We start from the raw sequence: 22,169 nt of genomic DNA on the forward strand, positions 1-22,169 counted from the left end.
CGGCCAAAGACGCGCCGGGGCTTTGCCATGAAAGAGCAAGAGGCAGGGCGGGAGTGGTGACCCCTCCCGGGTGAGAGAGTGCGCGCGGGGCTCGGGGCCAACCCTCAACCCCGGAGATTGCCGATGAACGCTCACCCCCATTCCGTCCAGCTTGCCGCCGAGCCCGAAGCCCCTGCCTTGCGAGAGGCCTCGGGCTTCGCCCAACACCTAATGCAGGCTGCTTCTTCCCTTGTCCCTTTGTTCGAGGCGGGCCGCCCCATCGACGCCGCTGCCCTGCGCGCCGCGATGGAGGAGGCTTTCGGCGCAAGTGACACCAGCGGTGCCTGGGTCTGGAAGGACGCCTATGAGGCCGCAGAGGTCGCCCAGATCCTGATGCTTACGCGCTACGGTGCGCTGATGCAGCGGCAGGCGGCCACGCCGCAAGCCTTCCTCACCATGATCGAACGTCTCGCCACCTTGGCCCCCTCCCACACACGACGCTCTGAGGACAGTGTGCGCTTGCAACAGTTCTCAACCCCTTTGCCCCTTGCGGCCATTATCGCGCAAGCGGCGGGGTTTCGCGGGGGCGACCTGGTGCTGGAACCCTCGGCGGGCACCGGCATGTTGGCGATCTTTGCCCGAATTGCGGGTGCGCAGTTGGCGCTGAATGAACTTGCAGAAACTCGCCGCGCCTTGCTGGGACAGTTGTTTCCGGACGCGGTGGTCTCGGATCACGATGCTGCCTCGATCGACGACCGTCTCGATCGGTCGCTCACCCCTTCGGTCATCGTGATGAACCCGCCGTTTTCGGCTGCGAACCATGTCGAGGGTCAGTTCCGGCAGGCCACCAGCAAGCATGTTCTGTCTGCCCTTGCTCGCCTCGTGCCCGGTGGGCGTCTCGTTGTCATCACCGGCGAGAGTTTTCGCCCTTCCACCAAGAGTTTTCAGTCGACGTTTCAGCGCATCGCCTCGTGTGCAGACATGGTGTTTTCCGCAGCGATCGACGGCAAAGTCTTTTCGCGGCATGGGACCACGATCGACACGCGGCTGACGGTAATCGACAAGCGTGCCTCTGGCGCTGAAGAGACCTCACCGGTCGACATCGCGGCCGCCTATCATCCAATCTGCGTGACCACGGCCGATCTTCTCACCGCAGTGCTCACCCATTGCCCCGAGCGCCAGAGTCCCCGGCCCTGCCCGACGAGTTCGGCCCTGTCGGTTCCGTCTCGCCCGCCCCGCACCAACTTGAACGCCCTGCGCAACGCCGCGCGCCGCGAAACCCGCGCCCTTGCCGAGGAACGCGCCAAACATCCGTTCGACAGTATCGAGCCCGCGCCCCTCGACTACCTTCCGAAAGCCTGGAGCGAACCCGAGGGCGCGTTGCAGGATACGGTCTACGAGGCCTATGACTTGCAGGCGATCCGGATCGACGGTGTGGCGGCGCATCCCACCGCGTTGGTGCAATCCGCCGCCATGGCCTCGGTCCAGCCGCCTGTGCCGACTTACCGTCCGCTCCTGCCGAAGTCCCTTGTCGCCGACGGCCTCCTTTCCGCGCCGCAGCTGGAAAGCGTCATCTATGCGGGCAATGCCCACGAGACGCACCTGAAGGGCTGGTTCAAGCGCGGCGAGATCGAAGGTCGGCTGATGGCAGCGTCTGAAGGCGACGAGGGCGCTTTCCGTCTGCGCAAGGGCTGGTTCCTAGGCGATGGCACGGGCTGCGGCAAGGGACGGCAGGTCGCAGGTATCATCCTCGACAGTTGGTTGCAGGGGCGCCGTCGGGCCGTTTGGGTCTCGAAGAGCGACAAGCTCATCGAAGATGCGCGGCGCGACTGGATGGCCCTCGGGGGGCGTGAAAGCGATATCGTGCCGCTGTCGAAATTCCGCCAGGGGAGCGACATCCGCTTGCCCGAAGGCATCCTCTTCGTCACCTATGCCACGCTGCGCTCGGCAGAACGTGAGGGGAAGGCTTCGCGCCTCGACCAGGTGACATCCTGGCTTGGCGAAGCATTCGACGGGGTCATCGCCTTCGACGAAAGTCACGCCATGGCCAACGCCGCCGGAGAAAAGTCCGACCGCGGCGACAAGAAGGCGTCCCAGCAAGGTCTCGCCGGCCTCACGCTGCAGAATGCCGTGCCAGATGCCCGCGTCCTCTATGTCTCGGCCACCGGCGCCACTGTGGTCGGCAATCTCGCCTATGCCTCCCGCCTCGGCCTCTGGGGCACCGGAGATTTCCCTTTCGTGACGCGGGCAGAGTTTGTCGCCGCGATGGAGGCCGGGGGCATTGCCGCAATGGAGATGATCTCGCGCGACCTGAAGGCGCTCGGGCTCTATCTCGCACGTTCGCTTTCCTATGCCGGGGTCGAATATGAGATGCTGGTGCACGACCTGACGCCCGCACAGGTCGCGATCTATGACAGCTATGCCGATGCCTACCAGATCATTCACACCCATCTCGAGGCGGCATTGCAGGCTGCTGGTATCACCTCCGAGACCGGTACGCTGAACCCTCAGGCAAAATCTGCCGCACGCTCGGCCTTCGAGAGCAACAAGCAGCGCTTCTTCAACCATCTCATCACCGCCATGAAATGCCCCTCGCTGATCCGCGCCATCGAAGCGGACCTCGCGGCGGGCCATTCGGCGGTGATCCAGGTGGTTTCGACCAGCGAGGCAGTGATGGAGCGCCGGCTCGAAGAGATCCCACCCTCGGAGTGGAACGATCTGCAGGTCGATTTTACGCCGCGCGAGAACATCATGGACTACCTGATGCATAGCTTCCCGACGCAGCTCTTCGAGCCTTACACCGACGAGAGCGGGGATCTGCGCTCGCGCCCGGCCGTCGATGGCGATGGCAATCACATCATTTGCCGCGAGGCGGAGCGGCGGCGGGACGAGCTTGTCGAGCATCTCGGTGCTCTCGCCCCAGTACAGGGTGCCCTCGACCAGATCCTTTGGCATTTCGGGGGCGATGCGGTCGCCGAGGTCACCGGACGCAAGAGGCGCATCGTGAAAACGCAGCAAGGGCGGCTCAAGGTCGAGAACCGCCCTGCCTCTTCTAACCTCGGCGAAACTCAAGCCTTCATGGATGACGCCAAGCGCATCCTGATCTTCTCCGATGCCGGTGGCACCGGGCGCAGCTACCATGCTGATCTCGGAGCCAAGAACCAGCGCCTCAGGGTGCACTACCTTCTTGAGCCCGGCTGGAAGGCCGACAACGCCATCCAGGGACTGGGGCGCACCAATCGCACCAATCAGGCGCAGCCGCCGCTGTTTCGACCCGTCGCCACCAATGTGAAGGGCGAGAAGCGGTTTCTCTCCACCATCGCCCGCCGCCTCGACACGCTCGGGGCGATCACCAAGGGGCAGCGCGAGACCGGCGGTCAGAACATGTTCCGTGCCGAGGACAACCTCGAGAGCCCTTACGCACGCGCGGCGCTGCGCCAGTTCTTCTACAAGCTGCGCGCGGGCAAGATCGAGGCCTGTTCTTATGCGAGGTTCCAGGAGATGACCGGGCTGACGCTCGATGAGGCGGATGGCACCATGAAAGAAAACCTGCCGCCGATCCAGCAGTTCCTGAACCGCTGTCTCGCGCTCCGCATCGACATGCAGGACGCAATTTTTGATGCCTTCGGCCGGTTTCTCTCGGCCATCATCGAGGACGCGCGCCAGGCTGGCACGCTGGACGTCGGCCTTGAGACCCTGCGCGCGGAGAAATTCGAGATCACCGATCGTAAGGTCATCTTCGAACATGAGGCGACGGGGGCGACGGCCACCGCCCTGACCGTTGAGCGCACCGATCGCAACGATCCGCTCACCCTGCCCCGGGTCAAATCCATCTGCGCAGATACGAAGGGCGCGACGCTGTGCTGGAACTCCTCCTCCAAACGCGCGGCGCTGATGGTGAAGGCACCGGCCTTCATGGATGAGGACGGCGTGCCGATGCTTCGGGTGAAGCTCCTGCGGCCCATGGCGACTGAGATTCTCGCCCTCACCGAGTTCTCGAAATCACACTGGGAAGAGATCGATGATGCGATGTTCGAGCAGCTCTGGCAGATTGAGGTCGAGGCGGTGCCGGAGTTCACGACGTCAAAAATCACGCTGATCTGCGGGTTGCTCCTGCCGATCTGGGACCGGCTGCCCGCCGACAACATGCGCATCTATCGCCTGCAGACCGAGGATGGGGAACGCGCCATCGGCCGTCTGGTCAGCCAGGAGCAGCTTCTCAATGTCTATGCGCGGCTCGGGCTTGATTGTCAGATCACGATGACGCCGCAAGAGGTCATCGCCGCAGTGATGGAGGCGCGAACGACCCTGAGCCTCCTTGGGGCCTACCAGCTGCGCCGGTCGCTGGTCATGGGGCAGCCGAGACTTGAGCTGGTCGGCGCGTCGGGCGCGGCCCTGCCCCGTCTGAAAGCGATGGGTTGTTTCACCGAGGTGATCCAGTGGAAGACGCGGGTGTTTATCCCGGTGGATGCCACCGAGGTCCTGGCTCGACTGCTCACCGAACATCCGGTTGGCGCCAACGCCGCGGATGCCGCCGTATGAGCGCGCGGCGCAGCATCGCAGACCTCTCGGCCGATCTGGCAGACCGAGCCGAGAGTTTCTGCCGCCAGTATTTCCCCGAGGGACGCAAGCAGGGCAATTATTGGCAGGTCGGGGATACCTCAGGCGCGAAGGGCAAGAGCCTCGCCATCCGACTTCAGGCGCAGGGTGGGCGCAAGGCTGGGTCCTGGACCGACTATGCGACGGGTGAATATGGCGACCTGATCGACCTGCTGCAGGAACGGCTTGGGTCCGTGACGCTCAAGGAGACGCTGAGGGAGGCCCGGTCCTTTCTCGGCGAGGCCCCCTGCCCTTCCTTACCTCGTGAAACCCAGAGGGCTGAGCGCCCCGATGCTGCCTCCAGCAAACGCATTGCGCGGGCGCGCAAGCTCTTTGCCGCTGGCAAGCCGGTTCTTGGCACCTTGGCCGCCACCTATCTGCAAGGGCGCAGCATCACACGGCTTGGTCCGGCCCTCCGCTATCACCCGCGGGTCTTCCTGCGGCAAAGCGAGGACGATATTGATCCACCGCAAAGGGTCCCTGCCCTGCTCGCAAAGATCACCAACAATCGGGGTCAGATCACCGGCTGCGCACGCTCCTATCTCGACCCGTCTACCGGCGGGTTGGCCACGATCGAGAGCCCGAAGCGGATCCTCGGACAGCTGCAAGGCGATGCAATCCGCTTTTGGTCCGGCACTTCTCGCACCGACCTCATCGTCGGCGAAGGTCTCGAGAATACCCTCTCGGTCGGCACGGCGCTGCTGGAGTTTGACCTCGCCTCCTGTCTCACTGCCACCCACCTCGGCCTCTTCATCCCGCCGCCGGGCGTCAAGCGTATTTGGATCGCACGGGACAATGACGAAGCTGGTCACAATGCATCCATGAGATTGCGTAACCAACTGGCATCACTTGGAATTGTCTATGGTGATCTCGTGCCAAACATGGGCGATTTCAACGACGATCTGCGGGCATTTGGCAGAGAGGCGTTACGCCGGTCCCTGCTCAATTCCATGAAAGCGCAAGGTCTGGAGATCGAGGACGGATGAGCGCCAGGCTCCTCTCGTGATGCCTGAGGGGGCAAAGGTTCCGCGGGCTCGATCTGATCCCGTTTGGATAAGGGGAGCGATGGACCGGCGGGTCGGGGCTGAGTGCCCCTCGCCCGGGCAGCAATGCGCCCCGCTCCAGAAAATTCCCCTGCCCCTTCGGGTCATTCCTCGCGGGAGCAATTTTCCGGCCCGGGTCACATTCTCCGCTGCGCTCCGATCCTGACGGATGCGGCCCGGTCGCCGCCGGTCCTGTTATCGCCCCATCCAAATCGGGTCAGATCAAAAAGAGGAACCAGAAAATGCCCCATCAGACAGACATCCAAGAGGAGACCGGCGTAACCTCCGCCATCCTCGACCACCTCGCACTTCACGGCGCAACGCCCGGGCCCGGCGAGACCGATCATCGCCCCCTGCCCCAGCCCGACGAGGTCGAACTCGCCATGGCGACACTGTTCGAGACCACCATCGGCCTCCTCACCGGCAGCCAGTTGGAAGAAAATATCGAGGAGATGCTCTGGTCCCTCACCTCGATCTTCCATCGCCGGCTCTCCCATATCCAGAAGCTCCTCGACGACAATGAATTCGAGGTCCGGGAAAGTCTCGGCATCCAAGACGGCTCCGAGGTTGCCTCGGTTGAGCTCGAGCGCCTCCAGATGATCGGGCTGAAGCTCTGGGACCACCGCGACGCTTTCGAGCAGATGCGCGATCTGGCCGTGGACCACTTCTCGGCCGCCACCGGTTCGCCCTGGCTGCCCCGCACCGGATCACGCGTCTCGCATCGCGGTCTCACCTCCGCCGTGGTGGACAGCCGGGCCTATCTCTCGGCTAAGCGCCGCAAGGAAACCGAGGTGCACTGCCCCGAAGGCACGCGGATCGCCTTCTCGGGCGGGGACTATCAGGCCTACGATCTGATCTGGTCTGTCCTCGATGCCACCCATGCCAAGTACCCTGACATGGTGCTGGTGCACGGTGGCACGCCCAAAGGCGCCGAAATGATCGCGGCCCGCTGGGCAGATACGCGCGGCGTCACCCAGGTGGTCTTCAAGCCCGACTGGAAGAGCCACGGCAAGGCCGCCCCCTTCAAGCGCAACGACAAGATGCTCGAAACCATGCCGCAGGGTCTGATCGCAACGCCGGGCTCCGGGATCACCGAGAACATCGTCGACAAGGCTCGCAAGCTTGGCATTCGTATCAAGAGGATCGGGGCCTGAGGCCCCGGTTCATTCCGGCAAAGCGGTTTGAATGCGGACGATGGGTCTGAGTCGTGACAATGACCGGACTGCGGACCAAGCTGTCGTTTCCAATGAGCGTCATGCTTGCGAGCCGAGCTCGCGCTGCGCTACTGTGAGAATTGATCGGGAGAGTTCGTGAAGCTGGTCGGCGGCCAGCCGATTGATCTGCCAGAACAGGTGCCGCTCCAGCATCTGACCGGGGGCCAGCTCGACCAGATCTCCGCGCTCGAGATGGCGTCTGGCGAGCTGCACCGGATTGAGAGCCCACCCCATGCCGGCGAGGCTGCCTTCGAGGAAGCTCTGGGTGGAGGGGAGCCAGTGCGTGGGGAATGACATGTCTTGCCCGAAAACCTCGCGCGCCCAGACGTTCTGGAGCCGGTCCTTCTGGTCGAAGGTGAGAGCGGGCGCGCAGTGGAACGCCTCCTTCGTGAGGCCGTCAGGGAAGTATCGGGCAACGAAGTCGGGGCTCGCCGTCGCCTGATAGCGGAGCGCACCGAGCGGCGTGACACGACACCCCTGCACAGGGCGTTCCAGCGAGGTAACGGCGGCAAGCACCCGGCCACGCCGCAGCCAGTCGGCCGTATGGTCCTCGTCGTCGATGGCGACGTTCACGAGATAGTCGGTGGTCCTGGTGAAGGAGGCGATGGCTTCAAGAAACCAGGTTCCGAGGCTGTCGGCGTTTGTCGCCACGTTGAGGGTTACCTGTCCGGCACCTTCAGCTCCGGAAAGTTCGGGCAGTTGCGCCATGAGATCCTTCTCGAGCATCCCCACGCGGTCCATGTGTCGGCAGAGCGCAAGGCCTTTGTCCGTGGCGGTGCACGGCGTTCCCCGCTCGATAAGCACCGCGCCGAGGCGTTCCTCGAGATGCTTGATGCGCTGCGAGACAGCCGACGGGGTCACGTTCAGAGAAGCGGCGGCTCTTTCGAAGCTGCCGGTCCTGACGACCGCGGCGACGGCGCGGAGAGCTGCGTAGTCCACAACCATTTAGTTTTCCTTTATTGGCATCATCGTCTTTAATTTGTCTAATCAACTGCGACCGAATAGTCCAAGGGCAGTTTTTTGGATCAGAGGCCCCATATGGATATCGCAGTCTTCTTCACCGGCATGATGATGAGCCTCAGCCTCATCGTGGCCATCGGCGCGCAGAACGCCTTCGTGCTGCGGCAGGGGTTGCGGGGCGAGCACATCCTGGCGGTCTGCCTCGCATGTGCGGTCTCGGACGCGATCCTGATCACCATCGGCGTGACCAGCTTCCACACCGTCTCGGAGTGGTTGCCCTGGCTCGAGCCGGTGATGCGCTACGGCGGCGCGGCCTTTCTGATCTGGTATGGCGTGAAGAGTCTTCTGTCCGCGTTGCGCTCGAACGAGGCGCTGGCCGCGGATTCCTCGCTGCCGATGACCGATCTCTTCCGCACGCTGGTGGCCTGTCTCGCGATCACCTGGCTGAACCCCCATGTGTATCTCGACACGGTCGTTCTTCTGGGGACCATCTCAACGCAGTTCACCGGCAGCCAAGGGTCTTTCGCGATCGGCGCGATCCTCGGGTCGTTCGTGTTCTTCTTCGCTCTCGGCTATGGTGCCACCAAGCTGCGACCGGTGTTCGAGCGGCCAGCGGCCTGGCGCGTCCTGGAAACACTCATCGCGTTGGTGATGTGGCTCATCGCCTTCAAGCTGCTGGCCGGAACCTGAGGGGACACACGATGGAGAACATCAACCACCTGACCATCGTCTTCACCGCCTACGTGATCGCGGCCGGAAGCCCCGGTCCGAGCACCCTTCGGATCATGGGCGTGGCGATGAACCACGGTCGCCGGGCCGGTCTGGCGCTGGCGGCGGGCGTCATCACCGGATCGCTGTTCTGGGGGCTGTCCGCGGCCACTGGTGTTTCCGCGTTGCTCGCGCGCTATGCCGAGGCCCTGATCGTCCTGAAGATCTTCGGCGGCATATACCTGCTCTACCTCGCGGTGCGGGCGGCCCGAAGCGCGCTGACCTCCAACCCGGCGACCTCAAGCGGACCGGCGCGAGAAGAGACTCCTCCGTCTTCGGCCGCGCTCTACCGCCATGGATTGATCATGCATCTGGCGAACCCGAAGGCCGTGTTGGCCTGGATCGCCCTGGTCACGCTTGGCCTCGGCGCTGAGCCATCTTGGCATGACGTTGCCACCATTCTGGCAGGTTGCGCGGTCCTGAGCGTGATGATCTTCGCCGGCTACGCGCTCGTGTTTTCCACGGCACCGATGATCCGCCTCTACCGGCGCGCCCGGCGCGGAATCGAGGGCGTTCTGGCCGCCTTCTTCGGGTTCGCCGGCCTGCGCCTGCTCATGTCACGCTTTTGAAGGAGATATTCACATGACCTTGTTCACCGGCCTCTCAGCCTTTCCGCTCACTCCCATCGACGACGAGGGGCAGCTGAAACCCGAGCTTCTGCAACGGTTCCTCGAGCGGATCGTGGCTGCGGGAGCGAATTCCATCGGACTGCTCGGCAGCACCGGCGGATACGCCTACCTGACACCGGAAGAGCGCAAGCGGACGCTGCGGGCCGCCGTAGATTGCGTGGCGGGACGGACGCCGCTCATCGTCGGTGTTGGTGCTCTCACGACCGAAGTCGCCGAGAGCCTTGCGCGAGATGCCCGACAGGCGGGCGCAGACGGCCTGCTTCTCGCGCCCATGTCATACCAGCCGTTGACCGATGAAGAGGTCTTTCGCCATTTCGAGGCTGTCGCCGCGGCCGGCGAGCTGCCCCTGTGCATCTACAACAACCCGGGCACCACGAAATTCACCTTCAGCCCGGACCTGATCGCGCGTCTGGCCGAAATATCGAACGTGGCCGCGGTCAAGATGCCTTTGCCGGCGGACAGCGATTACGCGGGCGAGATGCGGCGCCTGCGGGCCGTGACACCGGAGGGCTTCGCCGTGGGCTATAGCGGCGATTGGGGGGCGAAGGACGCGCTGCTCGCCGGCGGTGCTTGCTGGTATAGCGTCGTGGCCGGCCTCTTGCCGGAACCCGCTCTCGCGCTCACCCGCGCGGCTCAGGCCGGGAACGCGGCCGAGGTCGAGCGCATCGATCACGCTTTCGCTCCCCTTTGGGAGCTGTTCCGCGAGTTCGGCAGCTTCCGCGTGATGTTTACCATCGCCGAGTTCCTCGGTCTCGGGCGCATCACTCCGCCGCGTCCGATCCTGCCGCTCGAGCCTGCCTCCCTCGAAAGGGTCAAGGTGGCGCTGCGTCCGCTGCTCCAGGACGCCGTCTGATCAGGGGACTGTGCTTACGCCGGGAATGTCTTGAAAGGGCTCTCCAGTTGCATTCGCCGCACAAACCACGAAAGGCCGGTTCTAGTAACGGCGCCGTCCGCTGCGCAGCACACGAACTGGTAAGATGCGGGACTTTGCCGCTATTCAACAACACGTATCGAAGGTCTGCTTGCTTGGATCATGCGCGTGATGTATCCGCAAAGTACGCTCGGCATTCAAGCAGGGCGATGGAGATTTTATGTCTACGATTGCGGCCCGCCGCTAAGGTCCACACGCTTGGACCGAATCAAACCAAGAGACTTCCGTGCACGCTGCCGGAAGCCTTTTCGGCTGACATAAACTCAAGAGACAATCCGTTGAATATCTCAAAACACGAACAGCGTGTTTTGCACGTTCTGGCGCAAGGTGGAGCAATCCATTTCGAGCGTCTTTCGAACGGCAAGATACGCGATGTCCGCTGCTTTACGCGCGACGGCCATGTTCTGGCCGATTGCGATTTGCGGCTTTTCGACCGCCTTAAAAGGAGGCGGTTCATCAAATCAGTAAACGGACATCCCTACCGTGCAACACGGCTTGGGGTCGGTTCCGTCAACGCTCAACACAATAATAGATAAGGACAAGATCAATGACAAAACCATCAATCACACCAACGACCAACGATGATGTACCGGCTCTGCAAGGTGTACTGGATCAGACGGAATTGTTTCCGAGTGAAATGCTGCCTGACATGCTTGCGCCTGCACTCGCCGGAGAAACAGAGGCCTTCTGGCTAACCTGCCATCTCGACGGTGCAGCCGTGGGTCTGTGCTACACGGTGCCCGAGGAGCTGGCGGACGGGACATGGAACATGCTCGCGCTCGCTATCCGTCCTGATCTTCAGGGTAAGCGCCTCGGAACCGAGTTGGTGGCAACCGCTGAGCAGCACCTTCGAAGCAAGGGCCAGCGGATTCTCATCGTTGATACATCGGGAACGGATGACTTTGCTCTGACGCGCAAGTTTTACGCCCAAAACGGCTACGATGAAGAAGCTCGTATCCGCGATTTCTGGGCTGTGGGCGATGACAAGGTGATCTTCCGCAAGGCTCTCTGACAAACCAACGCCCTTCGCCATTTCAACGGCGGGGGGCTCCTTGCAGTCATTCGCCGCGCAAATTCTCAATGTCTGCATCAGCGTCGATGGCCGCTCCCGATCTGGGCGCGTTTGTCTAATCACTTACCTGACGGCGTCGGCCGCAGCCCGCCAACAATAGCTTCTTGATTCGTTTGGTCTTGGGGGATGCGTCGAATCTGGGTCCTAGTTCAGAGTGTGCAACTAGTCGGTTACACTCCGGCAAGAATTTGGGTACAGCATTGACCGCCGCCCCCGGCATCTCCCTCGGCTGTTCACTCATTTTCCTACGAGGCCAGCGCACTTCTCCCTTTGTCTGAGTTGCAAGACATGCTGGTCGCAGCTGTCGTCCCGTCCACAAAGGTTGTCGCCGATCTTTTTCCCCTGACCCACCAAAGAACAGGGGTGGGCCATTTCTCGCGAATCAAAAAGACCGGCGCCTGCCCCTCTCCGCTGCGCTCCGCCTTCGGTGTGGCCGGGCCTTGGCCAGCTGCAAGGTGACCATCATTGCAACGCAAACAAGGAGAAGAGCAATGACCACGAACTGCATCAAATTCACCAGCGCCGACATCGAAACCGCCAAGGGCACCGGTTCCATCTCGACCCTGACCTTCGACCTCGACATCACGGTCGAACCCGTCGCGAGCACGAACCCGATGGCCCCCACGCACCGCGTCCTCGGCCGCTCCCCGCGCGGCAAGCTGGTCGAGTGCGGCGGCATCTGGAAGAAGCAGAACAAGGAGACCGGCGCTGACTACTACACGCTGACCATCCGCGACCACGGCTTCAACGCCAACCTCGGCAAGGCCGCGAACCAGGACGATCTGTCCCTGCAGGCAGTCATCCCCTGGGGTCCCAAAGACGCCGCGTGACGGCTAAGGCCGGTCGGTTCTCCACCGACCGGCCCATCAAATCTCCAATCTTGAACGCGTTCAAGATTGGAGATTTATGGGTCGTGGAGCTTCTAAATAAGCGCCTGAAACTCATAGGCGCGTGGTATCTTTATCTTTCATCCAAAACCGTGCTACCATAGAGGCAGAATCGAGTCGAACTCGGACCCAACCGAAGTCAGGGCTTAGGAATGAGCGGTAGTCTAGAACAGTTTTTGACGGACCTGTCACGTGGGCTTGAGCGCACGATGGTGGCAGTGAACAAGGAACTCACCTTGCGTCAGCGCATTAAGCGCACGTGGTCAATGCGCCAGTGCGCAAGGTTTCTGAACGTGAGTATTCAGTATCTAACTAAGTTCGCCAATTCGAGCGACGACTTTCCCGCGGGCGAGTATATTGGAAGAGAGCGCGTTTTCACGCTTTCCGAATTGATTCACATGCGGGCCCTTCTGGCGGCCTCGGCAAAGCGGCCCTACGACTACTTGGCCTGGCGCAAACCCGACGCCCCCTTGCCCGTCATTTCGTTTGCCAGTCAGAAAGGCGGCACGGCTAAGAGCCTGAGCGCCGCGCATTTTGCGCAGTATCTCAGTTTGCATTTCGGCATGCGCGTTGGTGTCATGGATGCAGACCCGCAAAGCACGATAACGCTCTACTTTGTCGGGGGTGAAGGTCTTCCCCAGATGCCCGACGAAAACACCGCATCCATGGTGGACTTTGCCGGCCTCTTCCAGTCGGAAGAAGCGCCATACACCGATCACGATGCGCAGACGCTCGACAGTTTCTTCCTAAAGACCTCCTGGCCGGGGCTGCGTCTGCTGCCGGCACATGGCGAAACGTCTGAGGGAGAGATCCAGATTGCGCGCCTTGTGCGAGAGGCCCCCGCCGGAAAAAGCTTCTATCGCTACCTGCGCGATGCCCTTGATCGCTGGAAAGCGGGCCACCCGCCCAAAACGCTGCCCAACGAATTGGTGGTCGAGGGCAAGGTCGATCAGCTGCGGCTGGACGCTGCGCTGACCGAGACCCTCGATGTCATCATCATCGACTATCAACCCGCGTTGACACTTTTCCAGCTGAATAACGTGATTGCGTCGACTTCGCTGGTCATCCCGCAAACCATGAAGGGGTTTGACATCGCAACGCTGTCGACCTTTGTGACCGGTCTGCTGGGGATGCTTCAGCATATTCTGGCCCATGAACGGATCGAAATAGGAACCGGTGCCAACATGCTGTTGCCGACGATCGTCCAACGATCCAATGCGCAGGATCTGAACCACATCGGAAACCTGCTGGAACACTGCCCCACGGAAATTCTGCCGGTGTTTTATCTGCGTTCCGACGCGATCTCGAATGCGTCGGACGTCTATCAATCCGTATACGAATATGAACCGGACACGCCGGGAAAGCGCAAGGGGATCAACCGGTTCATCACGAATGCCGATGCCGTGAACGACGCCATAGTATCGCGACTCTGGCCGGGCCTCGAACGCGGCTACGCCAATACTTGGATGGACGAGTTCTATGAAGATGACGGCGAGGGTGAAGCATGAAACGCAGTATTCCAAGGTCGCTGATCAGCAAGACTACTAATCCCGACACATCCAAGGAGCACACGCCTAATCCCGACACATCCAAGGAGCACACGCCCGTTCCCGAAGGCCGGGCAGAAACGGGCGATGCTGTTTCTACTCCTTTCAAGGGGGCCGGCAGTGCTTGGAAATCAGGGGCGCTTGCACAATCGCAAGCCGCCGTGGAGCGAAGCAGAGCCGAGCTTTGCTCGGATATCTTAAACGGCCGCCACGAAATAAGCCTGTCGCCAGACCAGATATCAGATCCGATGGGGACAGACCGCCGTCAAGACTGGATGTCCCAGGAAGCATTCAGGTCTTTGGTAAACAGCATTGCCTCGAACGGGCAGGACACACCCATTCTTGTGTGGCCCGAGGATCCGGATTGGCAGCCGGATCCGTTGGAGCCGTCGAACGTCACTGGTGTCCCTTTTGTCATGCTTACAGGACGCCGCCGACTGGCGGCCGCGTCGGAGTTGGGTTTACCTCTTCGTGCAATCCTCGCTTCGCCGGACGCGCGAAACGCCGAGAACAGCAAGTTTGAGATGTTGTTTCTGCGGTTCCGCGAGAATGAGGAGCGCGAGAATCTTAGCCCATTTGAGCGTTTGGTTTCGATTGGTGAAATGTATGAAACGTTGGCTTCTGGGGCAGACAAGCTGACAGCTGTGGCCTTCGCAAAGAAAATTGGCGTGCATGAGAGCCTAGTCTCACGAGCGAGGTCTGTTTTCGCTGCGCAGGATCAAATCTTGAACGCGTTCAAGAATGTCTACGACATGAGCTTTCGTGATTTGCAAGGAGCCTTGGCGAGCTTGGAGAGGGTAAACACACCCAAGCACAAACCGAAGGCAAAGCCCAAAAAACTCACGGTCAAACGCAAGGTGGGCAACCGAAATCTTTCGGCGACTTCAGTCGATGGAAACCTATCCATCAAGGTTGCAGGTGTGCCGATAGACCAAGAGCGTCTCGAGAAGCTCGGAGATTTAGTCGCCGACTACTTGAGCGCCGAAGGTTCGGGGAAGGAAACCGACTGACGACAATGTCAGCGACATATTCTCCAGAACGACGAGGCAAGGAGCAAGAAGGAACGACAATCGAAGTAAAGGCAAAAGAAAAGCCCCCAAGCGGTGTGGCCTGAGAGCTGATCTTAATGGTTTGGTCGCCTTCAAGATAAGTCTCGCAGGATTCACTGTCAACGACGAACGCTCCTGAGCGAACGGCTTTCTTTTGCCTCCAACTAACCGGAGGTGAGAAACAGGCATGAAACATACAGGTTGGCGCAAGCCGACACCGGGTCTTGGGGTTGCTGAGCAACTTGCCCAAGCCGGTGAACGGGTAGCAATACCCAAAACACGGGCCTTCGTGGCACTCAAGCGCGTGGGGGCACATATCGGCCTGAAGGCCGGCGACATGATGCTCCTCGACACGCTCGGGGCCTTCACGCAAGCCCAGGACTGGGAGGAGGGGCAGCGTCCGATCGTCTGGGCGTCGAACGCCTATCTGATGGAGCAAACGGGTTTTTCGCTGTCTGCCCTCAAGCGCCACGCGCGGCGCCTTGCTGAGATCGGCGTGATCTCCTTCCAGGATAGCCCCAATGGCAAGCGGTGGGGCCGCAGGGACGCTGAGGGGCGTATCGTCGAGGCCTATGGCTTCGATCTTTCACCGCTTTCCGCCCGTGTCGAGGAGTTCGAGGGACTTCATACCGAGTTGCAGGCCGAGCGCGAACTCTGCCAGCGCCTGAAGCGCCAGATCACTGTGGCGCGCCGGATGATCCGAGCCCGGATCGAGGCAGCTCTCAGCAGCGCACTGCGTGGGCCCTGGAGGCAATTCACGGGGCTTTTCGAGGAGCTTCTCGACCGGCTACCGCGCCGACACGAAGCCTCTGAGCGGCTTGAGCGGCTGCTGTTGTGGTTCAAGGAACTCCAGGAACGGGTTGAGGCGGCCTATCTCAAAGCGACTGGCGCGGTGAAACCTGTGGAAAACACCGGTAATAACGATACCCAAGTCATGGAGAAGACTCAACAAATGAACCCCAGGGAGGTCATTTCTGAACCTCATATACTAATTACAAATCAACTTGATCCTGTAACTAGTAATTCCTCTGAAAAAGAGGAAGCGGCGGGTGTGGTACCCAATGCGCCACCCGAAGAGCAGGTTGACAGGGAGCTGGAAGACTGGGTTGCCGAGGTGCGCAAGAAGCGCACAGCGCTCGATCTGCCGACAATCATGCAGGCCTGTCCGGAATTTGCGTCCTGGGCGCGGAATTTGGGTGGATTTCTGAAGGATTGGGGCGATCTGCACCGGGTTGCCGGTCAACTCAGGCCTATGATCGGGATCTCTGAGCATGCCTGGAACGTGGCGCAGGACCGAATGGGCACTCAGGTGGCCACGGCCGCGTTTGCCCTCGTCTTCGAGAAGCACAGTGCGGGCGAGGTTGCCTCGCCGGGCGGCTATCTGCGGGGCATGGTAGAGAAAGCCGGGGCAGGGGAGCTGCATCTCGAGCGCAGCTTCTATGGTAGGCTCAGTGGGCAGGCGGCGTGATAGGGCAGGGGCTCAGAGACCGGCGGCTTTGGTCAGGTTTACCCGGAACCTGTCGCGGCGCCGCTGATAGCGGCGGGTCATCTCGGCCGAGGCGTGGCCAAGCTGCTTCTGGACGTAGCGCTCGTCGACTTCGGCGGAGCTGGCGAGACCGGCGCGCAGCGAATGACCGGAGAACAGCGCCAGGCGGTCTTCCTTAGGCAGGTCAGACCGGATGCCGGCGTCCAGAACCGTGCGCTTGATCAGGCGCGCGACATGCTTGTCGTTCAACCTGGTTTCAGATGCCCGCTTGCCATCGCGCGAGGTGCCGACGAAGATTGGACCGAAGTCGATCTTGGCGAAGTGCAGCCATTGTTCGAGCGCATGCACGGGGCAGGTTTGATCCTTCGAGCCGCGTCCGATCTCGACCTCACGCCAGCCGGTCTTGGCATTGAGCGTGAGCAGGGCGCCCTTGTCGAAGATCTCGATCCAGCCGCCCGAGTCCGGCGTGTCGTCCTTGTGCACGTCGAGGCTGACAATTTCTGAGCGTCGGAGGCCCCCAGCATAGCCGAGGAGCAGGATGGCCCGGTCTCGCAGACCGCGCAGGTCGTAAGGCAAGGTGGCGACCATCGCGAGGATGTCCTCGGCCAGGATCGCTTCCTTTTGCACCGGCGGACGGGCGTGTTTGCGTTTGATCCCGGCCAGCACGGTGGCGATATGGCGGTTCTTGCGATCGAGGTCAAAGCCGCGCTGCGCATAGTTCCAGGCGAGGCCCGACAGGCGGCGGTCGATGGTACTGACCGATAGGGCAGGGGCGGGGCCCGCTCCGGACGCCAGGTCCGCAAGGTAGAGCCCAATCATCTCGGGTGATGGCGGCAGCGGCTCCGCGCCCTTCATCCGGCACCAGCGTGCAAAATGTGCCCAGTCCTTTGCATATGCCTTCAATGTATTGTCCGAGGCCGCGGCGCGGGCATAGTCGCGTGCGGTGTCCACCAGCCAATCGAGCGTGCCTGAACCAGCCACAAAGGAAGGAAGGCTCAAAGCCTCGCTGCTGGGATGATCTCTCTCGTTGTCCTCGCTGACCGAAGGCCCATTTGGCGGCTTTGAGCGCGATTTCTCGTTGTTTTCTGGCATGGCTCAGAGCATATTCTTTTATGTCCGATAATGCAAACTTATTGGACATAAATGGATCGCGCAAAGCGGGGCGGTTTCGGTGCAATTATCTGGCAGAAAGCGCCGCGATGGTATAGGCTTCAGACATGACATTTGCCCGGTCCGATCACTCCATCGCCCCAGACACGCCACCCCGTATGCCCGTCTGGGTCACCTCCGCACGCGCTGAAACCCTTGAAGATGTTGCGTTTTTGTCGGGCGCAGCGCTGACCCACCTGCATCTTGTGTTGGGACGCGCGGATGTGCCCCAAGCCTTGTTGCGGGACCGCCTCGCGCTGCGCGCGGCCGAAGCTTGTGTCGCGTTTTTGGGGCGACCGGAGCGGGCAGGGGAGTTGCGCGATGCGGCGCATCTGCTGCGTCCGGGCGATCTGCCCGGTCCGGCGGGCGCGGTCTGTCAGTCTTGGCAACGCGCGGCGGAGCGGCAGGTGTCGATCGGGACCTTGCACCGGGCCTTGCCGCAACTCGATCCAGCGCGGATAGCAGTTTGGCTCGATGCAGGGCAGGGCGGGCCGGTAGCGCGAGCAGCGGCAGTGCTGGAGGCCGTTCTGGTCGACGCCCCGCGGGAGGAGGTTGCGGCGCTGGTCCTCGCGGATGCGGTCCTTGCCCAAGCCCTCGGTTGGGATCGTGTCGTGCCGCTGCTGGCCCCGGGCCTGAAACGCGCTGACCTGCGCAAGCAAGGCGACGACTTGCGTCTCGCCTGCCATCGCGTCCTTGTATCATCGGGGGCCGAGGCTGTCCGGCAGGCTGCCGATCTCGCGCGTCGGGCGGCGCATTTGAAAGCGGTCGCACCAAAGCTGCGGGCAAAAGGGGCCGGGAAGGCGGTCGAGATGTTTCTGACCCGCGATGCGGTCGTGCCTGCGGCGTTGCCTTTGCCGGATCGCGCCGCGCGGCGGCTATGTGACCGGCTGGTTGATCTCGGCGCCGTGCGCGAGCTGACCGGGCGCGACACCTTCCGGCTCTACGGGCTGTAGCGATGGCAAAGGATCGCCCTGACCCCGAACTGGATCGCGAGCTGTCCGACCTGCCGCCCGAGCTGCGCTGGCGGGAATGGATGCGCCGCATCGAGGCGGTGCTGTTTGCCTCGGCCGCGCCGGTCCCTTGTGAAGACCTTGCCCGCGTCGTCGGGCAGGGGGCCTCGGTGGATCTGCTGGTCGAGGACCTTGCCGCCGATCTGGAGGGGCGGGCCTTCGAGATCGCTCAAGTCGCCGGCGGCTGGATATTCCGGACCCGGGCGGCCTACGCGCCCGCGATCCGCGCTGCGGCGGATGTCGGCAATCAATTGCTGGACCTGAGCGAATTCGACGTCGCGGTGCTGGCGGCCATCGCCTACCATCAGCCGATTACGCGCGACGGGCTGAAGGACATCTTCGGAAAAGAAATCAGCCGCGACCTGATCGGCCGACTGCATGCGCGCGACCTGATCGGGACCGGGCCACGGTCGCCTCGCCGCGGTGCGCCCTATACATTCGTGAGCACCGAGCACTTCCTGGTCGCGTTCGGGTTGGGGTCCCTTGCAGATTTACCGGAGAGGGAACAACTCGACGATGCGGGGTTCGGTATTTCGTAGCGTGATGGAGTGATGGTTGTTTTGCGACGCCCGTAAAGGGCATTTCTTGAAGCGCCTAGCTCTCCGCGCGCTTTGCCAAATAAGTGCAGATTGCACAGGCTACACTGACAATCAGTTCAGCCTCTGGCAGATCAACCTGCTGCCCTTCCTGACCGTGGCGGGCATTGTTAGATGCATAGCCCCATAACTTCTCAGCAGCGGTGTCGAGGGGCCTTGGCAAACTGAGGCGCTTCGCAAGTGCACCGAAGGTAGAAGCGTCACCCATCACATCGCGCGCCGTTGCTTCCATGGCTGCGCAGGCATGCTGGATCGCTCCGGTCACGTCAGGCTCCGGCCTTCGCGAAATGTCTCGCAGCGCTTCGTGGATTTCACGGGCGGCCCCGCTGCGCCCTGATTGTTCGAGAATTGTTGCGGCCTCTTGGGTCGCGCCGGAAAAGGCTTCCGAGCCGCGATAGACGATTTGGCCGCCGTCCATCTGCCAGCCGATGCCCTGCTCGCGAAAATACTGGTTCAGCTTGTCCTCGAAGACGTTCGAACCATCACCAAACCCATGCCAAAGTGACCGATGGAATGCCTCGGCGATGTCATAGACCTTGTGCCAAGGGCAGTTTTGCAGATGCCACTGCGCCTCTTCCCAGATATTCGGATAGTCCGACCAATTGTTAGGATTGGGCGGTTCGCGGAGCACTTGGCAGATGGTCTCACGCATGGATTTCGGCCCAAGTCCTGCCTCCTTGGCAATCGCCAAGAGTGCAAAGCGCAGACCGTCCGGTGCGTCCTCGCGGATGGTGATCTCCGCGTCAGTGCCGCGATAGCCGTAACGATCCGAAAAGTTCTCTGCCATTACGCCCGTTCCTGCACGAGGCCTTCAAGGTCCGCCGGGCGGAGCCGATAGCGGATGACGTTGCCTTCATGGAGACCGCGCACTTGCTGGCCAACGTAGGCGACCACGGCGTCCAGGTCGTCCTCGGGAATACCGGCTTCGGTGGCCATGGCCAGAACTTGGTCCTTCCGGAATGCCTTGAACTCCAGCACGCAGCGCCGGACGGCCTCGCGCACAAACTCGCGGTAGGCGAGCGCCGCCTTTTCCGGTGTTTCGACTTCGGCACGCAGGACGCGGTATTTCTCCGCCGAGGCGAGATAGCTTTCAATATAGACCTCGCGCAGTAGCGCGACATTGTTCAACTCGTAGATGCCGATCAGCCCGTCGATATAGTTGGCGTCATCCATGGTCAGGAACGACATGGGGGCAAGATCGGCCTTGAGTAGCGGGACGTTGGAGGCGACCCGCGATGTCCGTTTGTTGATGTCGATGAAGGCTTGCAGATACGGGATATGGACGAGCAGGAAGAATGACTGCTCGAATGGATCGGTGATCTCTGCTGCCTTGGCGATCAGGATGTCGAACTCCTCAGCAAGGGTGACGGCATCATCCAGGGGCTTGTAGCTGGAGTGCGAAATACCAACTGCGCCGGCGCGAAGGCGCCCGGCCATGCCGGGGTCGCCGAGCAGCCCGTCCGACAGAAGTGCATGGATGGCAAACAGGTCGGCGCGCCGCAAGGTGATGTCATCAAGATTGTCGACAACATACTGGATCGCCTCCTTGTGGTTCAGGATCATCAGCGCTTCTTTGCGGTCCTTGCCCGCGGCTTCCTCGCCAAAGCGGATCAGGCGCTCGGTTTGCAGGATATCATAGGTGTTGCCCTCCATCCGCGAGGAGGCCCATGATAAGTCTACGAGTAGCTGCTCCAGGATGCGCCGAGCGTAAGTTCCGGCAGCAATTGGCCCGCCGGCAGGCCGTCCCGCCTCCAGTAGGCGCTCCCGGTCGGCCGTGGGAAGATAGTAGGTCTTGCCAGGCACATAGGCATCCAAGAATTCCTTGCGGTAGGTGACAGGCGGACGCCGGTTGTAAGGCGTGTTCAAGTGCGCTCGCACCACGGCTGACCCAGCAATGGTGTAGCCGGTCGCACGGCCCTTTCCCGAGACTTCAAGCCGCCCCTCGTCAACGAGCCGCCTGAGCGTCCGCCACACTGTGCTGGGATCATCTTCAGGTGCTACCGCACGCCGGATCGCTGCCCGACCTGCACCGGGATGGCCTGCGATGTAGTCCAAAATTGGTTGGTCCGGCGACGGCATGCAACGATAACCTTATTGGTCACAACGATTATCTATCTATAAAAGAACATTTTTCCATATCCATCAAGTTTTCGTTGCGCACATTCTGCAACGATTTTGCCGCCAAAGCGCATGCAACGATTTAGGAAAAGCATTGCAACAAGTAAATATCTGTAAATGCTGAATTATCTAAGCTAGATGACAAATCGTTGCGCCTCACTTGCAACGAAAGCTGCCGCGCGGGCCCAAAGGGCGTGCCTGTCAGTGTTTGGACGTGGCGGAGGAAGTACCGCAAGGTTAGCTTACAGCGGCGTTCCATCTGGCGAACCGACGACAAAGAAGGCGGCAATGAACTACAGGCATGAATCCAGGCAGGCATTGAAGCGCGCCCGCGCAGCGCTGGAGAGCAATGACGACCAAAACTTGAAGTACGCCGCGCTCGAACTGCGCATGGCGATGGAATCGCTGACCTATGACAGGGCAAAGGCCTACAAGGACGAGTTCCCGCCCGATGAATACGAAACCTGGCAACCGCGCAAGGTCATGGCGGTACTGCTGGAAATCGACGCCACTGCCGATAAGGACAGCACCCTATCCTACGGCATTGAGGAGACGCCGGGCCAGCCGGCGTCCCAAATGACGATGATCGGCACCGAGACGGTACTGAACATGGAAACCTTGCGCAGGCACTATGATGCGCTAGGCAGCTTTCTCCATGTACCGACCTTGAAGCAGACCAAGTCCGGCAAGGGCCATGATCACGGCAAGCTGCGCATGCGGTGCACCGAAATCGCCGAATACCTCGATAAGGTGCTCACCTCACCGGTGCACAACGTCACGCTCGGGAACTTCGCGACGATAGACTGCGCGGAATGCGGCAAACCGATCCGCAAGCGCATCCCTGCCACGGCGGAGACTGTCGAAGCCGAATGTTTCTCCTGCAAAGCAAGCTATACGATCAAGGATATTGGCGGCGGCCAGGTGCATTGGCAGTCGCACATTCACGAAGTGGCCTGCGGGAACAAAGATTGCGGGCACAAGATTCAAATTTGGCGACGTGAGTTTGCCGCGGGTGTCGCGTGGACTTGCCCGGACTGCGCCGGACAGAACACGATCACCTATGGGCTCCGGCATGAGCCGCCGAAAAGCTCCGCACCGACGGAGCAGGAATCGAGCGAGTAGCCTGACATCT

Annotated in this window: 19 protein-coding genes; 15 read left to right on the forward strand and 4 right to left on the reverse strand. The window is 61.4% G+C overall.

Annotated elements, in window-relative coordinates:
- Positions 1 to 123: 123 nt before the first annotated feature.
- The 3 genes from Q0330_RS06905 (at position 124) to Q0330_RS06915 (ending at position 6,775) form a co-directional block, all read left to right on the forward strand.
- Complete coding sequence (locus Q0330_RS06905) at positions 124 to 4,521, forward strand: strawberry notch-like NTP hydrolase domain-containing protein (protein ID WP_299476422.1); 4,398 nt, start codon at positions 124 to 126, stop codon at positions 4,519 to 4,521.
- A complete protein-coding gene (locus Q0330_RS06910) occupies positions 4,518 to 5,564 on the forward strand; it encodes a toprim domain-containing protein (RefSeq protein ID WP_299476425.1) in 1,047 nt (348 codons plus the stop codon). Before Q0330_RS06905 ends, Q0330_RS06910 begins: the two co-directional genes overlap by 4 nt.
- Positions 5,565 to 5,863: 299 nt before the next feature.
- The gene (locus Q0330_RS06915) at positions 5,864 to 6,775 is read left to right on the forward strand and encodes a DUF2493 domain-containing protein (protein ID WP_299476428.1); all 912 of its coding nucleotides are present in this window, start codon (positions 5,864 to 5,866) and stop codon (positions 6,773 to 6,775) included.
- 99 nt (positions 6,776 to 6,874) lie between these two features.
- On the opposite strand, the gene Q0330_RS06920 is transcribed toward Q0330_RS06915, so the two are convergent.
- Complete coding sequence (locus tag Q0330_RS06920) at positions 6,875 to 7,780, reverse strand: LysR family transcriptional regulator ArgP (protein ID WP_299476431.1); 906 nt, start codon at positions 7,778 to 7,780, stop codon at positions 6,875 to 6,877.
- Between the two features lie 93 nt (positions 7,781 to 7,873).
- Between Q0330_RS06920 and Q0330_RS06925 the strand changes: the two genes are divergently transcribed.
- The 9 genes from Q0330_RS06925 to repC all read left to right on the forward strand — a co-directional run bounded on the left by Q0330_RS06925 (position 7,874) and on the right by repC (position 16,146).
- A complete protein-coding gene (locus tag Q0330_RS06925; RefSeq protein ID WP_299476434.1) occupies positions 7,874 to 8,485 on the forward strand; it encodes a LysE/ArgO family amino acid transporter in 612 nt (203 codons plus the stop codon).
- Between the two features lie 11 nt (positions 8,486 to 8,496).
- Positions 8,497 to 9,132, forward strand: coding sequence for a LysE family translocator (locus tag Q0330_RS06930; protein ID WP_299476437.1), 636 nt, complete (start codon positions 8,497 to 8,499; stop codon positions 9,130 to 9,132).
- A 13-nt stretch (positions 9,133 to 9,145) separates the two neighbouring features.
- On the forward strand, positions 9,146 to 10,045 hold the full coding sequence (locus Q0330_RS06935; RefSeq protein WP_299476440.1) for a dihydrodipicolinate synthase family protein: 900 nt from the start codon (positions 9,146 to 9,148) through the stop codon (positions 10,043 to 10,045).
- 227 nt (positions 10,046 to 10,272) lie between these two features.
- Positions 10,273 to 10,659 (forward strand): YjhX family toxin, encoded by a 387-nt coding sequence (locus Q0330_RS06940; protein ID WP_366518314.1) that lies wholly within the window; start codon positions 10,273 to 10,275, stop codon positions 10,657 to 10,659.
- Positions 10,660 to 10,670: 11 nt separating this feature from the next.
- Positions 10,671 to 11,135, forward strand: coding sequence for a GNAT family N-acetyltransferase (locus tag Q0330_RS06945; protein WP_299476443.1), 465 nt, complete (start codon positions 10,671 to 10,673; stop codon positions 11,133 to 11,135).
- Positions 11,136 to 11,686: 551 nt separating this feature from the next.
- Complete coding sequence (locus tag Q0330_RS06950; protein ID WP_037207756.1) at positions 11,687 to 12,025, forward strand: DUF736 family protein; 339 nt, start codon at positions 11,687 to 11,689, stop codon at positions 12,023 to 12,025.
- Between the two features lie 209 nt (positions 12,026 to 12,234).
- A complete protein-coding gene (locus tag Q0330_RS06955) occupies positions 12,235 to 13,590 on the forward strand; it encodes an AAA family ATPase (protein WP_366518310.1) in 1,356 nt (451 codons plus the stop codon).
- Complete coding sequence (locus Q0330_RS06960) at positions 13,587 to 14,639, forward strand: ParB N-terminal domain-containing protein (RefSeq protein ID WP_299476453.1); 1,053 nt, start codon at positions 13,587 to 13,589, stop codon at positions 14,637 to 14,639. Before Q0330_RS06955 ends, Q0330_RS06960 begins: the two co-directional genes overlap by 4 nt.
- Before the next feature lie 226 nt (positions 14,640 to 14,865).
- Positions 14,866 to 16,146: a plasmid replication protein RepC gene (repC, locus tag Q0330_RS06965; protein WP_299476455.1), complete on the forward strand. Its 1,281-nt coding sequence runs from the start codon at positions 14,866 to 14,868 to the stop codon at positions 16,144 to 16,146.
- A 12-nt stretch (positions 16,147 to 16,158) separates the two neighbouring features.
- Here the strand turns inward: repC and Q0330_RS06970 are convergent, their stop codons facing one another.
- Positions 16,159 to 17,256, reverse strand: coding sequence for a tyrosine-type recombinase/integrase (locus tag Q0330_RS06970; RefSeq protein WP_299476457.1), 1,098 nt, complete (start codon positions 17,254 to 17,256; stop codon positions 16,159 to 16,161).
- 125 nt (positions 17,257 to 17,381) lie between these two features.
- On the opposite strand from Q0330_RS06970, the gene Q0330_RS06975 reads away from it, so the two are divergent.
- Both Q0330_RS06975 and Q0330_RS06980 read left to right on the forward strand, forming a co-directional pair.
- Positions 17,382 to 18,266 carry a DUF1403 family protein gene (locus Q0330_RS06975; protein WP_299476460.1) on the forward strand — a complete coding sequence of 295 codons (885 nt, stop codon included), beginning with the start codon at positions 17,382 to 17,384 and terminating at the stop codon, positions 18,264 to 18,266.
- 2 nt (positions 18,267 to 18,268) lie between these two features.
- On the forward strand, positions 18,269 to 18,862 hold the full coding sequence (locus tag Q0330_RS06980; RefSeq protein WP_299476463.1) for an SMC-Scp complex subunit ScpB: 594 nt from the start codon (positions 18,269 to 18,271) through the stop codon (positions 18,860 to 18,862).
- 55 nt (positions 18,863 to 18,917) lie between these two features.
- On the opposite strand, the gene Q0330_RS06985 is transcribed toward Q0330_RS06980, so the two are convergent.
- Both Q0330_RS06985 and Q0330_RS06990 read right to left on the reverse strand, forming a co-directional pair.
- A complete protein-coding gene (locus tag Q0330_RS06985) occupies positions 18,918 to 19,706 on the reverse strand; it encodes an AbiJ-NTD4 domain-containing protein (protein ID WP_299476465.1) in 789 nt (262 codons plus the stop codon).
- The gene (locus Q0330_RS06990) at positions 19,706 to 20,998 is read right to left on the reverse strand and encodes a Fic family protein (RefSeq protein ID WP_299476467.1); all 1,293 of its coding nucleotides are present in this window, start codon (positions 20,996 to 20,998) and stop codon (positions 19,706 to 19,708) included. The genes Q0330_RS06985 and Q0330_RS06990 overlap by 1 nt, the downstream gene beginning before the upstream one ends.
- A 327-nt stretch (positions 20,999 to 21,325) precedes the next feature.
- Between Q0330_RS06990 and Q0330_RS06995 the strand changes: the two genes are divergently transcribed.
- Positions 21,326 to 22,159 carry a hypothetical protein gene (locus Q0330_RS06995; RefSeq protein WP_299476470.1) on the forward strand — a complete coding sequence of 278 codons (834 nt, stop codon included), beginning with the start codon at positions 21,326 to 21,328 and terminating at the stop codon, positions 22,157 to 22,159.
- Positions 22,160 to 22,169: the final 10 nt, after the last annotated feature.

This window comes from uncultured Paracoccus sp. (genome assembly GCF_937873615.1).
GTDB lineage: Bacteria > Pseudomonadota > Alphaproteobacteria > Rhodobacterales > Rhodobacteraceae > Paracoccus.

What these genes read in the sequence shown, in the direction of transcription:
- Q0330_RS06985 (WP_299476465.1), bottom strand. Translation starts at nt 19,706, where the DNA reads ATGGCAGAGAACTTTTCGGATCGTTACGGCTATCGCGGCACTGACGCG.
- Q0330_RS06920 (WP_299476431.1), bottom strand. Translation starts at nt 7,780, where the DNA reads ATGGTTGTGGACTACGCAGCTCTCCGCGCCGTCGCCGCGGTCGTCAGG.
- Q0330_RS06910 (WP_299476425.1), top strand. Translation starts at nt 4,518, where the DNA reads ATGAGCGCGCGGCGCAGCATCGCAGACCTCTCGGCCGATCTGGCAGAC.
- repC (WP_299476455.1), top strand. Translation starts at nt 14,866, where the DNA reads ATGAAACATACAGGTTGGCGCAAGCCGACACCGGGTCTTGGGGTTGCT.
- Q0330_RS06970 (WP_299476457.1), bottom strand. Translation starts at nt 17,256, where the DNA reads ATGCCAGAAAACAACGAGAAATCGCGCTCAAAGCCGCCAAATGGGCCT.
- Q0330_RS06935 (WP_299476440.1), top strand. Translation starts at nt 9,146, where the DNA reads ATGACCTTGTTCACCGGCCTCTCAGCCTTTCCGCTCACTCCCATCGAC.
- Q0330_RS06930 (WP_299476437.1), top strand. Translation starts at nt 8,497, where the DNA reads ATGGAGAACATCAACCACCTGACCATCGTCTTCACCGCCTACGTGATC.
- Q0330_RS06915 (WP_299476428.1), top strand. Translation starts at nt 5,864, where the DNA reads ATGCCCCATCAGACAGACATCCAAGAGGAGACCGGCGTAACCTCCGCC.
- Q0330_RS06975 (WP_299476460.1), top strand. Translation starts at nt 17,382, where the DNA reads ATGACATTTGCCCGGTCCGATCACTCCATCGCCCCAGACACGCCACCC.
- Q0330_RS06995 (WP_299476470.1), top strand. Translation starts at nt 21,326, where the DNA reads ATGAACTACAGGCATGAATCCAGGCAGGCATTGAAGCGCGCCCGCGCA.
- Q0330_RS06980 (WP_299476463.1), top strand. Translation starts at nt 18,269, where the DNA reads ATGGCAAAGGATCGCCCTGACCCCGAACTGGATCGCGAGCTGTCCGAC.
- Q0330_RS06945 (WP_299476443.1), top strand. Translation starts at nt 10,671, where the DNA reads ATGACAAAACCATCAATCACACCAACGACCAACGATGATGTACCGGCT.
- Q0330_RS06950 (WP_037207756.1), top strand. Translation starts at nt 11,687, where the DNA reads ATGACCACGAACTGCATCAAATTCACCAGCGCCGACATCGAAACCGCC.
- Q0330_RS06925 (WP_299476434.1), top strand. Translation starts at nt 7,874, where the DNA reads ATGGATATCGCAGTCTTCTTCACCGGCATGATGATGAGCCTCAGCCTC.
- Q0330_RS06940 (WP_366518314.1), top strand. Translation starts at nt 10,273, where the DNA reads ATGGAGATTTTATGTCTACGATTGCGGCCCGCCGCTAAGGTCCACACG.
- Q0330_RS06990 (WP_299476467.1), bottom strand. Translation starts at nt 20,998, where the DNA reads ATGCCGTCGCCGGACCAACCAATTTTGGACTACATCGCAGGCCATCCC.
- Q0330_RS06960 (WP_299476453.1), top strand. Translation starts at nt 13,587, where the DNA reads ATGAAACGCAGTATTCCAAGGTCGCTGATCAGCAAGACTACTAATCCC.
- Q0330_RS06905 (WP_299476422.1), top strand. Translation starts at nt 124, where the DNA reads ATGAACGCTCACCCCCATTCCGTCCAGCTTGCCGCCGAGCCCGAAGCC.
- Q0330_RS06955 (WP_366518310.1), top strand. Translation starts at nt 12,235, where the DNA reads ATGAGCGGTAGTCTAGAACAGTTTTTGACGGACCTGTCACGTGGGCTT.